The following is a 12647-nucleotide window of genomic DNA, read 5'->3' as shown; positions in this document are numbered from 1 at the left end:
GCTGCGCTCCTCCGCGTTGATGTTGAATCTTTAACTACCTCAACGCGACCCACCGTAGACCTATTCCGTTCAATGTTCAACTGAATCGAGGACGTGTCTGTGGCATCACGTACCGTTACGTGGTATGGGCATGAGCATGACCTTCACGCGCCGTGCCTTCCTGTGCGCCGCCGCCCTCACCGCGACGTCTGCCCAAGGAGCCCGTACCCCGGCCCGAGCGGCGGACGCCGCCCCCGACCCGTACGACGCCCTGCGCCTGCGCTGGCTGGACATCGCCCTCGGTGCCGGCTACGACCCCGCGGCGGAGCCGTACGCCGCCCGCCTCGCCGAGACCGGCACCCTGGCCCGCCGCTTCCGGGCCACCATGGCCCCCACCCCCACCTCGCTGTGGCCCGACCACCCCTACGACCCTCCCGCCGGCATCACCCAGAGCTACGGTCGCCTGTGGACGATGGCGCGGGCCTACGTCCAGCAGGGCACCGGCTGCACCGCCGACCCGTCCCTCCTGGCCGACGTGCTGCGCGGCCTCGACCATCTCGGCGCCACCGTCTACAACCCCTCCATCACCCGGTACGGCAACTGGTGGGAATGGCAGATCGGCAGCCCGCGCCTGCTGACGGACATCACGGCCGCCCTGTACGACCACCTCGGCGAGGCCCGGGTCGCCGCCGCCTGTGCGGCCGTCGATCACTTCGTCCCGGACTCGATGCTCGGCGACTACTCCGGCACCTCCACCGGGGCCAACCGCGTCGACCTGTGCCGCGGCGTCGCCCTGCGCGGCATCCTCGGCCGGGCACCGGCGAAGCTCGCGCTCGCCCGGGACGCCCTCTCCCCGGTCTTCCCGTACGTCACCGAAGGCGACGGCCTCTACGCCGACGGGTCGTTCGTCCAGCACACCTGGGTCGCCTACTCCGGCACCTACGGCCAGGTCCTCCTCGACGGCCTCGGCCGCCTCCTGGCCCTGCTCGCCGGATCCGAGTGGGAGGTCACGGACCCGAACAAGCAGATCGTCCTCGACAGCGTCGAGCGGGCGTTCGCGCCGCTCGTCCACGACGGGCTGATGATGGACGGCGTCAACGGCCGTGCCATCAGCCGGGGTCTGCTCAAGGCGGACGACCGGCAGGTGATGCGCAGCGACCACTTCCACGGGCAGGGCGTCATCGCCGCGGTGGCCCTCCTCGCGGACGGCGCGAGCGCGACGGAGCGCGAGCGTTGGTACGGCCGCGTCAAGGGATGGATCGAACGGGACACGGTGGCACCGATCCTGACGGCTCCTCAGTTCGGTACGGGTGACCTGGCCCGCCTGCACGCGATCGCCGGCTCGCCCGTCCCCGCCACCCCCGAACCCACCGCCCACCACCTCTTCGCCGCCATGGACCGGGCCGTGCACCGCCGCCCCGGCTTCGTCGCCCACATCGCCATGGCGAGCGAGCGCATCGCCCACTACGAGTGCGGCAACGGCGAGAATCCCCGCGGCTGGCACACCGGTGCCGGCATGCTCTCGTGGTGGGCCCAGGGCACCGGCGACCAGTACACGGACTGGTACTGGCCGACCGTCGACTGGTACCGCCTCCCCGGTGCGACCGTCTCCACCCGGCGCCTCCCCGACCGGGCCGGCGGGGAGTGGGGCGCGCCCAAGCCCGACGTGCGCTGGGTCGGCGGCACGACCGACGGCGAGTACGCGGCGATCGGGCAGCACCTGAAGGGGCTCGGCTCGACCCTCGAAGCCCGTAAGTCGTGGTTCTGCGTCGCGGACGCCGTGATCTGCCTGGGGGCGGGGATCACCTGCGCCGACGGCGTCCCCGTCGAGACGGTCGTCGACAACCGCAACCTGGGGGAGGGCGGCACCCGGGCCTTCACCCGCGGACCCGGCTGGGCCCACCTGGAGGGCCACGGCGGCTGGGTGGTCCCGTACGGCGATCTGCGCACCCTGCGCGAGGACCGCACCGGAGCCTGGGCCGACATCAACACAGGCGGTACGCCCGAGCGTCGCACCCGGCGCTGGCAGACCCTGTGGCTGGACCACGGCACGGACCCGACGGACGCCGCGTACCTCTACGTGCTGATGCCGGGTGCCCACCGGGGCGCGGTGGCGGCGCGCGCCGCGCACTGCGCGCGCTGGCTGTCGGTCCTCGCCAACGACACGGGGCGCCAGGCGGTCCGTGTCCCGTCCCTGGGCCTCACCGCCGCCACCTTCTGGCAGCCGGGTACGGCAGGCCCGCTGACGGCCTCCGCCGGCGCGAGTGTGCTGCTTCGCCGCCGGGGCCGTACCGCTACGCTCTGCGTGAGCGAGCCGCCCCGTACGGGCCGACCGCTGGAGATCACCTGGGACCACCCGGTGGGCCGGATCCTGCGGGCGGACGACACGGTCGAGATCCTCGCGACGGGCCGCCGACTGCGCGTCCGCGTCACTCCAGGGGTGGTATGCGGGGTCCACCGATGTGAGGTGGTTCTCCCCTGACGGCTTTGTTCGACCCCCACAACGCGCACGCCCTCTGAGCAGTCGGAAAGGCTGCATGCGGCCATGGTTCTGTTCAGTGGTGCCAGGAAAACGCGCCGGAGACTGTACGGAGTCAACGGCCCGCTTTCCTCGGTGTCCTTCGTAAGGTCACTACATGACCGTTTTGGATGAGGCACCGGGTGAGCCGATCGACGCCCGCGGACGGACGGCCGAGCTGCACGAGATTCGTGCGCAGGCCCTGGCCGGCCCGAGCGAGAAGGCGACCGCCGCGCAGCACGCCAAGGGCAAGCTGACCGCCCGGGAGCGGATCGAGCTGCTGCTGGACCCGGGCTCCTTCCGGGAGGTCGAGCAGCTGCGCCGGCATCGCGCGCAGGGGTTCGGCCTGGAGGCCAAGAAGCCGTACACCGACGGTGTCATCACCGGCTGGGGCACGGTGGAGGGCCGTACGGTCTTCGTCTACGCCCATGACTTCCGCATCTTCGGCGGCGCGCTGGGCGAGGCCCACGCCACGAAGATCCACAAGATCATGGACATGGCCATCGCGGCCGGTGCCCCTCTGGTCTCCCTGAACGACGGCGCGGGCGCCCGTATCCAGGAGGGCGTCTCGGCCCTCGCCGGGTACGGCGGCATCTTCCAGCGCAACACCAAGGCGTCCGGCGTCATCCCGCAGATCAGCGTGATGCTGGGCCCGTGCGCGGGCGGCGCGGCGTACAGCCCGGCCCTGACGGACTTCGTCTTCATGGTCCGTGAGACCTCGCAGATGTTCATCACCGGCCCGGACGTGGTCAAGGCGGTGACCGGCGAGGAGATCACCCAGAACGGCCTGGGCGGCGCGGACGTGCACGCGGAGACGAGCGGTGTCTGCCACTTCGCGTACGACGACGAGGAGACGTGCATCGCGGAGGTCCGCTACCTCCTGTCGCTGCTCCCGCAGAACAACCGCGAGAACCCGCCCCGGGCGGAGTCCTCGGACGCCCCGGACCGCCGCAGCGAGGTGCTCCTGGACCTGGTCCCGGCGGACGGCAACCGGCCGTACGACATGGCGAAGGTCATCGAGGAGATCGTCGACGACGGCGAGTACCTGGAGGTCCACGAGCGCTGGGCGCGGAACATCATCTGCGCGCTGGCCCGACTGGACGGCCAGGTGGTCGGCATCATCGCGAACCAGCCGCAGGTGCTGGCCGGTGTGCTGGACATCGAGGCGTCGGAGAAGGCTGCGCGCTTTGTCCAGATGTGTGATGCTTTCAACATCCCGATCGTCACTTTCCTGGACGTCCCCGGATTCCTGCCGGGCGTCGACCAGGAGCACGGCGGAATCATCCGCCACGGTGCGAAGCTGCTGTACGCCTACTGCAACGCGACCGTCCCCCGAATCTCCCTGATCCTGCGCAAGGCGTACGGCGGCGCCTACATCGTCATGGACAGCCAGTCCATCGGCGCGGACCTCACCTACGCCTGGCCGACGAACGAGATCGCCGTGATGGGTGCCGAGGGTGCGGCCAACGTCATCTTCCGCCGGCAGATCGCCGAGGCCGAGGACCCCGAGGCCATGCGCTCCCGCATGGTCAAGGAGTACAAGTCCGAGCTCATGCACCCCTACTACGCGGCCGAGCGTGGCCTGGTGGACGACGTGATCGACCCCGCGGAGACCCGCGAGGTGCTCATCAAGTCCCTGGCGATGCTCCACACCAAGCACGCCGACCTGCCCTCCCGCAAGCACGGCAACCCCCCGCAGTAACCCAGCGGACCCTTCGCGGCAACCCCGCGGACCTCTCTCTCACGGAGACTGACACCCATGAACCTCCCTGATATTCGCGTCGAGAAGGGCCACGCCGAGCCCGAGGAAGTCGCGGCCCTCACGGCGATCCTGCTGGCCCGCGCCGCCGCCCAGCCGACCGACGCCGCCCCGGCCCACCGCGGCCGCGCCAAGGCCGGCTGGCGCCGCCTGGAGCGCGAGCCGGGGTTCCGGGCGCCGCACAGCTGGCGCTGAGTTCTTGAGTTTGGCTACGGCCCCGTTCTCCTTCCGGAGGGCGGGGCCTAGCGCTGGGTCAGCGGACCTGGACGTCCACACCCGGGATGACGAGCGAGCCGAGGTCCTCGGGAAGGGTGCAGTCGTACAGGCGAAGGCGTGTCACCGTCGGAGGCGGGAACCGAGCCGTCCGCAACCAGGCAGCCACGTCCACTCCGTGCAAGCTCAGGCTGGTCAGCTTGGGCAGGGCGGCGAGGGCATCGATGCCCCTCGGCAGGCAGGTGGTCACCGTCCACAGGTCCAGGCTCCGGATGCCGGAACAGTTCGCCAGTAGCGCCAGGTCGGTGGTCTCCTCCACCTCTCCCAATGTGAGGGTGACGACCCGCGAGGCGAGGCGCAACCGCTTCAGATCTGGTGCGCCACGGAGCCCGAGCGCCAAGAACTCCAGCTCCCGTAGGTCGCCCAGTGCCTCGACGTGCTGCAAAGCGCCGCTGCCCCCCAGGCCGAGCGAGGTCAGCTGCGGCTGGGCACGGAGCGCCGAGAGATCGGGTGTGCCCCGGTGCCGGGTGACGACGAGCTGCTCCAGCGGGGGGAGTTCACTCAAGGCCGAGAAGTCCGTGACGGGGTAGGTGATCGTCACGTGGGTCAGCGACCTCAGCCTGGGCGCGACTTGCCACTGACCGGAGTGCGTGAGCGTGATGCTCCTCCTCTTCAGCGGAAGCCCGGTCAGCACGCGGTCCGCGTACATGTCCGCATCGAAGTAGGCCCAGGCGTCGATGAGTTCCGCGATGACCTCGTTGCGCTCGTCCCCCACATAGCCCGCGAGCAGCGACAGCGCATCCTCACCGCCGATGAGCGCCACTGTTCGTACGGTCTGTGCCGCCGACTTGCCCGACAGGTGCCCCAGGGACCGGGGCAGTCTCCGCAGCAGACTCGTGCCTACCGCCGCCAGCGCAGGCGGATCCGTCACCCGCCGGGCCGGCAACAACGCCTCCACTGCCGCGTCCAGCCGCCCCGCCAGTTCGTCGGAGACCTCCAGGACCGTCTCCTGGCAGGCCGCCGCCAACAGTCGCAGCCGCCGCGCGTGCCGGGGTTCCTCCTCCGCCCGGTCCAGGATCCCGCCGAGCAGTTCCTCCCGCTGGGGCCGGTTGGCACGGCCCGCGGCCATGATGATCGTCTCGCGCCAGATGTCCAGGTGAGCCCGTCCGACAAGGTTGCCGATGCGGTCCTCCTCCATTGCCTCCTCGGCGGCCAGGTACTCCTGGAACGTCCGGTGCACGAAGTCCAGCCGCCCCAGGGCGGGGGAGCGCAGCACCCCCGAGCGTCCCCGCAGTTGGTCAAGAACCCGTCCGCCGTCCTGCTCGTCCAGGTGCCGCATCCCCGACAGCTTGCGGCCGACGTATCTCCCCGCCTGTTCCAGGGAAATCTCGCTCCGGTTGTTGTCGGACAACCGCCACGCCAGATCCCGCAGCAGCACCAGCTTGTCCCCGAGGCTCAGTCTGCTGTCGACGGCGCTGGGGACGTTCCGGTGCGCGTCCCGCTCATGGACCAGGGTGTGCAGCGCGTTCCGGTACAACTCCATCCGGTCTCGGGGGAGTTGGCTGCCCCGGTTCAGATGCATCGCGCACAGCATCGACGCCAGCAACGGCGTCCCCGCGAGCGACTGCAGATGCGGCCGGTCCTTCAGGCTGTTCAGCAACGACTGCTCGTACTGCGGCAGCTCCTCCACCGCGCAGGGCAGCTCCTCGGCCAGCTCCCGCACCGCCTGATGCCACTGCCGTACGAAGGCCGCTAGGTCGGGCGGGGTCATGCGGTCCAGGTGCAGCGGCGTGAACTCCTCCCGTCGCAGCCAGTCCGCCCCTGCGGCAGCCGGCCGCGAGGTGACGACCACCCGCACGTCCCCGTACGCCGCCAGCAGCTTGCGCAGCCACTCCCGTACGGCACGCCGCTCACCGTCCAGCAACTCGTCCACGCCATCGATGAGCAGGAGCACCTTGCCCTCGGACAACTGCCGCTCCACCCACGCCCTCGGCATGACCCCCGTGATGTGCCCGGCCACCGAGTCCAGCATCGCCTCCGGGAGCGGAAGTGCCCGCCCGCTGTACTCCCGCAGCTTCACGATCACCGGCGTCAAGCCGTTCCACCCGCCCAGCTCACCCGCGAACGCACCCCGCGCCGCGGTGACCGCGAGCCACCGCAGGAGGGTCGTCTTGCCCGAGCCCGCCTCGCCGCGCAGCAGCACGCGCGAGGCGCCCCCCAGAGCGGCCTCGACACGCATCCCGGCGGCGTCCCCCCGGCCGCCGTCCTCCCAGTCGCTCATGTCCGGCCGCAACAGTGGCGAGGAGCGCCTCCCAGCCGCCCGCCGGGTAGTCCCGTCATCGCCCGTCGCCCGCAGGCTCACATACGCCATCGACAGCCGAGCCAGCGCCGCCCCCCGGTCCGAAGTACGGCGGAACAGCTCCACCTCGTCCAGCGAGGCGCTGACCAGTTCCAGGTACCGTCGCCGGAACTCCTCGTCCCGGTCGGTCCCCTCCGGCGCGAAGAGCGACCGGTCCGGCAACCGCTCCAGCACCCGGGCGATCTCCGCGCCCACCGACGTCGTGCGCGCGAGCAACTCCGTCAACGCCCGTTCCTCGAACACCGGCAGACTCCGCACGATCCGTACGTAGTACTCCACGCACTCGGTGAACAGCCGCTCGTACAGAGCGCCCTCCGCCTCGCCCAGCCCCACCGGCGGGCGCGCCTCGCGGGTGATCCGCCGGATCAGTTCGGCCGGCTGGGCGTCCGCCGCGAGCAGCGCCTCGTCGGAGAGGTCCGCCGCCGCGAACGTGTCGCACACGGCGTCGATCACCGACAGCCGCCCGGATTCCTCCAGACCCCGGAACTCGTGCTCCAGGAACGGCTCCAGACGGTCGAAGACCGCGTCCGCGATCTGCTCGAACTGCCGCTTCACAGTCCGCGAGAACTTCACCCCGGGCACCCGCACCCGGGCCAACTCCTCGATGGACAGGTGGCGTTCCTGCTCGCGCCGCTTGCCCCCCAGCCAGATCTGCGCCGCCGTGTTCGCCACGGTCGTCCCCAGCCGTAACGCGGCTGCCTCAGCGCTCATCCCCGTACCCCTCCCCGAACGACTTACGGCCCCCATCCCTCCCACAGGAGGAACGGGGGCCGCAACCAAAACGTGCCGAAAGGCGGTGCCGCTAGCGCAGCCGTGCCATCAGGGCGTGCTCGACCAGCGTGATCAGCGTCGACTTGGCGTCCGCGCGGTGGCGGGCGTCCGTCGTGATGATCGGGGTGTCGGGGCCGATCTGCAGGGCCTCGCGCACCTCGTCCGGGTTGTACGGCTGGTTGCCGTCGAAGCCGTTGAGGGCGATGACGAACGGCAGCCCGCTGTTCTCGAAGTAGTCGACGGCCGGGAAGCAGTCGGCGAGCCTCCGGGTGTCGACGAGAACGACGGCGCCGATGGCGCCGCGCACCAGGTCGTCCCACATGAACCAGAAGCGGTCCTGGCCGGGCGTACCGAAGAGGTACAGGATCAGGTCCTGGTCCAGGGTGATACGGCCGAAGTCCATGGCGACCGTCGTGGTCGTCTTGTCTCCGGTGTGGGTGAGGTCGTCGATGCCCGCCGAAGCAGACGTCATCACGGCCTCTGTGCGCAGCGGGTTGATCTCCGAGACGGCGCCGACGAACGTGGTCTTGCCCACGCCGAAGCCGCCCGCCACCACGATCTTCGCGGAGGTGGTGGAGCGGGAAGGACCGCCGCTAGAGCTTGCGAAGTCCACTGAGCACCCTTTCGAGCAGTGTCACGTCTGGCTGGCCGCCGGCGTTCTCGTCGCCGCCGGGCTGATGGATGGCGACCAGGCCCGCCTCCGCCAAGTCGGCGACGAGGATCCTGGCCACGCCGAGAGGGATCGTGAGGAGCGCCGAGATCTCGGCGACCGACTTGATCTCCCGGCAGAGGTTGCAGATCCGCTGATGCTCGGGCAGCTGGCCCTGCATCTGGTGCGGCTGCGCGGTGGTGTGCACCAGCGCCTCGATGGCGAGCTGGTAGCGCGGGCGCGTCCGGCCGCCGGTCATGGCGTACGGGCGCACCAGGGGGTTGTTCGACGCCCCGGCGGGCGCCGGCTCAGGGGCGCGTCGCTGCGGCTGCACCGGCTGGATGCGCGGCGCCGGCGGCTGGTCGTACGGAGAGGGCCCGGGGCCCTGCGGTGCGTACGGCTGCCGCTGGCTCGGCGAGGAGGGGAAGTTGTACCGGTTCTGGGAACCGTCGTGCTGACCCTGGGCAGGGCCGTACGACCAGTTGCCCGATGACGAACCGTCTGGGGGTGTTGCCACTTTCTCTCCTCCTCCGACTGTGCCTGGCACCCAACATGGGAGCCGCGTCCCGAAACCTTACGGCCCCGGGACGCCAAAACGCACCGACTGTCTGTTAGTTGAGCAGGCTCCCCTGGAGCTCCGCACGCAGATCCGGTGTCAGGACCGTACCGGCACGGTCGACCAGAAGCGCCATCTCGTACCCGATGAGGCCGATGTCCGCTTCCGGGTGCGCGAGGACCGCGAGTGACGAACCGTCGGAAATGGACATGATGAAGAGGAATCCCCGCTCCATCTCCACAACCGTCTGGTTCACGCTGCCACCCTCGAAGATGCGGGAGGCGCCTGCCGTCAGAGACGTCAGACCGGAGGCGACGGCCGCGAGCTGATCGGCGCGGTCGCGCGGGAAGCCTTCGGACATCGCCAGAAGGAGTCCGTCGGCGGAGACCACCACCGTGTGAGACACCCCGGGGGTGTTGTCCACGAAGTTGGTGATCAACCAGTTCAGGTTCTGTGCCGCCTGGCTCATCGGGCTCACACTAACGCTCCTGGTTGTAGGTGCTGTCAGGACCGAAGCCCTGGCCGTTCGTTTCACTTCCCGCACTGCGACCCCTCTGGACACCCCGGCGCAGGTTGCTCAGCCTGCCCCGGACGTCCTCGGGAGCGCGGGAGACCTGTGGGCCCCCCTGGGGGGTGGTTGCGGCGGCTCCCTCGACCAGGTTGGCCTTGGGTACCCGCCGCGGCAGGCCGGAGGAGGTCACCCCGCCCGCCTTGGGCTTCCGGAGCTGCGAGGCCTGCTGCCAGCGCTCGTCGTTCTGCGAACGCCAGTCGCTGTCGCCCTTGCCCTCCGGCGCGGAGGCCGGCGCTTCCTGCCGTACGGGCCGTGCGCCGTTGCTGCCGCTCGCGGTGGATCCGCGGCGGGGAAGCCCGGCGTCGGTCAGCTCGTGGGCGGCGGAGGGGGCCGGTCCCGGACGGTCGAAGCCTACGCGGTCACGCTCGTTCGCGTCATCGGCCTGCGCGGATTCCGTTTCCGGAGCGTAACTGTCCGGGTAGCCGTTGCGGTAGCCGTTCGACTGCGGCCAGTCGTCCTGGTGACGCCGCTGCTCGAAGGCCGGGAAGGTCTCGGAGGCCGAGCCGCTCGGGGCCGCGGGCTCCTCACGGGCCGGCTCCGGATACGAGGGCTCGGGGTAGCCGCTTCCCGTCGAGAAGGTGTCGTTCTGCCGCAGGCCGCCGTTGGGCGCGTAGTACGCGTCGTCGTACGACGGCTGCCGGGGCTCTTCGTAGTCGGCACGCTGAGGCGCGTCGTACGCGGCGTGCTGCTCCCCGTACGAAGCCTGCTGCTGCTCTTCGTACGAAGCCTGCTGCTGCTCTTCGTACGACTGCTGCGGGTCGTAGCCGCCGGGCTGCTCGGTGAAGCCGCTGCGGTCGCCGTAGGCCTGCTGACCGGTGAACTCGTCGTACCCGGACGTCTCCGGGGCCTCCTGGCCGTGGGCCTGGGCCTCCAGGGCGGCGCGGCGCTCCTCGCGCATCAGGGAGCGGCCGACGGGGTCCAGCTCGCGGGCGTCGTCCGGCACCTCGACGTAGCGGCTGTCGTCGAAGCCGAGCTCGGCGGCCGTACGCATCGGCTGGCTGAAGTTCTCACCCTGGAAGTCCTGCTCCGGGATGATCTGCGAGACGGTGAACTCGTCCTGCATGGGCTGGTGCTCGCCGCCACCGCCGTGGGTGATCGCGTCGGGCAGCATGACGAGCGAGGTGGTGCCCGCCTGCTCGCCGGAGGGGCGCAGCTGGACCCGGATGCCGTGCCGGTCCGACAGCCGGCCGACCACGAACAGGCCCATGCGCTGGGATATCGCCGCGTCGACGGTGGGCGGGTTCGCGAGCTTGTGGTTGATGTCCGCGAAGTCCTCGGCGGTCAGGCCGATGCCCTTGTCGTGGATCTCGATCATGACGCGGCCGTCGGGGAGGCGGGTCGCGGTGACGCGGACCTTGGTCTGCGGGGAGGAGAACGTCGTGGCGTTCTCCAGCAGCTCGGCCAGCAGGTGCACGAGGTCGGTCACGGCGCGGCCGTGGATCTCGGCCTCCGGGACGCCGGAGAGCTCGATGCGCTCGTACTGCTCCACCTCGGAGGAGGCGGCGCGCAGCACGTCGACCAGCGGGACCGGCTGGTCCCAGCGGCGGCCGGGCTCCTCGCCCGCGAGGACCAGGAGGTTCTCGCCGTTGCGGCGCATACGGGTCGCGAGGTGGTCCAGCTTGAAGAGGTTCTCCAGCTGGTCCGGGTCGGCCTCGTTGTTCTCCAGATCGGTGATCAGGGTCAGCTGGCCCTCGATCAGCGACTGGTTGCGGCGCGAGAGGTTGGTGAAGATCGCGTTGATGTTGCCCCGCAGCAGGGCCTGCTCGGCGGCGAGCCGGACGGCCTCGCGGTGGACCTGGTCGAAGGCGCGGGCGACCTCGCCGATCTCGTCGCGGGTGTTGATCGGGATGGGCGCGACACGGGTGTCCACGCGGCCGGGGTCGGTGCGAGAGAGCTGGTCGACCAGCATCGGCAGGCGCTGCTCGGCGATGCCGAAGGCGGCGTTGCGCAGCTGGCGCATCGAGCGGCTCATCTGGCGGGCCACGGCACCGGCCAGGATGAAGGCGACGAGCAGGGCGACGACGACGGCGGCACCGGTGATGAGGGCGTCGCGCTTGGCGTCGTCGGCGATGACCGAGGCCTCGTTCACCGCGGTGTTGGCGAGGTCGTTCTCGATGTCGCGGTAGGCGTTGTACTTGAGTGTGTTGACCGCCCACCAGTTCTGCGCGGTGACGCCCTTCGCGGCGAGCGCGGCGCGCTCAGCGGGGTCGGTGGAGGTCAGCTGGGCGAGCAGCGTGACCATGGCGGTGGGCTTGGCCGGCGGGGCGACGTAGTCCGGGTTCTTCTGCTTGGCCTGGGCGGCCATGGCGGCGCCGTCGGCCTTGATCTGCGTCTCGGCGTCCTTGAGCCGCTGGTTGTCCTGCTCGGTGCCACCGCTCTGGTACTCCTGGATGGCGATGCCCTCCAGGTAGGCGTACGAGGAGAGGGCGACGCGCTGCCTGGCCAGATCGGTGCGCTCGGGACCCGGCTTGATCAGCATGTGCATGCCGATGGAGCGCTCCAGGGAGAGCGCGCCCTTGGTCAGCGAGATGGCGTAGACCGTACGGCCGTAGCTGGTGATGTTGCCGGTGCCGAGGCCGAGCTCGTTGGAGAACTCCAGCAGCCGGTGCTCGACGTTGACGTAGCCCTCTTCGGTCTCCACGCCGGTGAGCTTGTTGGTGTAGGCGGCCGCGCGCAGTTCCGTCAGATCCGGCTCCACCTCGCGGAACCGCTCCAGACGGCGCTCCAGGTTGGGCCGGTCCGGCATGTTCTGGGCGGCCTCGTCGAAGGCGTCGGCGGCCTTGTCGGTGGCGGCCCGGGCCTTGACGACCGTCGGGTCGTCCTCGCCCTTGCCCTGGAGCAGGGGAGCGGCCGTCACGTCGCGCTCTTCGAGGAGCGCGTCACCGTAGGTCAGCGCGGCGGCGACCAGGCGCGCGGTGTTCTCCGCGTCCTCGGCCTCCTGCCAGGTGTCGATCGAGCTCTTCACCTGGAAGCCGCCCATGACGAGGCCGACCAGCACGGGTATGAGCAGGATCGCGTTCAGTCGGGTCGGCACACGCCAGTTGCGTGGCGAGAACCGGCCACCGGCCGCCGGGGCCGCCGTGGGTTCCGATCCGGGCACAGGGGCGGGCGCCGCTCCGCGCGGCGGCGGGGTGAAGTTGCCCCGGGCCGACGGCTCGGGACTGTTCTTGCTTCGCCTCACTCGACCAACAACCTTCCGGCGGGGTCGGCACCAACGTTGTGCCGCAGTCTCTCAGAGCCCAGTTCGCCATCGAGTACGCAGTACTGACGAG

Annotated in this window: 8 protein-coding genes; 3 read left to right on the top strand and 5 right to left on the bottom strand. The window is 70.4% G+C overall.

What is annotated here, in order from left to right; genetic code table 11:
• Window positions 1-136 precede the first annotated feature (136 nt).
• The 3 genes from ACWCPI_RS23335 (at window position 137) to ACWCPI_RS23325 (ending at window position 4451) form a co-directional block, all read left to right on the top strand.
• Window positions 137-2461: a polysaccharide lyase 8 family protein gene (locus tag ACWCPI_RS23335; RefSeq protein ID WP_451040016.1), complete on the top strand. Its 2325-nt coding sequence runs from the start codon at window positions 137-139 to the stop codon at window positions 2459-2461.
• 154 nt (window positions 2462-2615) lie between these two features.
• On the top strand, window positions 2616-4199 hold the full coding sequence (locus ACWCPI_RS23330) for an acyl-CoA carboxylase subunit beta (protein WP_451039912.1): 1584 nt from the start codon (window positions 2616-2618) through the stop codon (window positions 4197-4199).
• 57 nt (window positions 4200-4256) lie between these two features.
• Window positions 4257-4451, top strand: a complete 195-nt coding sequence (locus tag ACWCPI_RS23325; RefSeq protein WP_451039911.1) for an acyl-CoA carboxylase subunit epsilon — start codon at window positions 4257-4259, stop codon at window positions 4449-4451.
• A gap of 58 nt (window positions 4452-4509) precedes the next feature.
• On the opposite strand, the gene ACWCPI_RS23320 is transcribed toward ACWCPI_RS23325, so the two are convergent.
• The 5 genes from ACWCPI_RS23320 to ACWCPI_RS23300 all read right to left on the bottom strand — a co-directional run bounded on the left by ACWCPI_RS23320 (window position 4510) and on the right by ACWCPI_RS23300 (window position 12556).
• A complete protein-coding gene (locus ACWCPI_RS23320; RefSeq protein WP_451039910.1) occupies window positions 4510-7539 on the bottom strand; it encodes an NACHT N-terminal Helical domain 1-containing protein in 3030 nt (1009 codons plus the stop codon).
• A 91-nt stretch (window positions 7540-7630) separates the two neighbouring features.
• Complete coding sequence (locus ACWCPI_RS23315) at window positions 7631-8212, bottom strand: GTP-binding protein (protein WP_031224757.1); 582 nt, start codon at window positions 8210-8212, stop codon at window positions 7631-7633.
• Entirely contained in the window at window positions 8193-8765 is a 573-nt protein-coding gene (locus ACWCPI_RS23310) for a DUF742 domain-containing protein (RefSeq protein ID WP_451039909.1), read from the bottom strand. The genes ACWCPI_RS23315 and ACWCPI_RS23310 overlap by 20 nt, the downstream gene beginning before the upstream one ends.
• 94 nt (window positions 8766-8859) lie before the next feature.
• Window positions 8860-9273 carry a roadblock/LC7 domain-containing protein gene (locus ACWCPI_RS23305; protein ID WP_004983065.1) on the bottom strand — a complete coding sequence of 138 codons (414 nt, stop codon included), beginning with the start codon at window positions 9271-9273 and terminating at the stop codon, window positions 8860-8862.
• Window positions 9274-9283: 10 nt separating this feature from the next.
• Window positions 9284-12556 carry a nitrate- and nitrite sensing domain-containing protein gene (locus ACWCPI_RS23300; protein ID WP_451039908.1) on the bottom strand — a complete coding sequence of 1091 codons (3273 nt, stop codon included), beginning with the start codon at window positions 12554-12556 and terminating at the stop codon, window positions 9284-9286.
• Window positions 12557-12647 lie beyond the last annotated feature (91 nt).

This window comes from Streptomyces sp. NPDC001920 (assembly GCF_053594495.1).
This window is presented reverse-complemented; position numbering and strand designations above follow the sequence as displayed.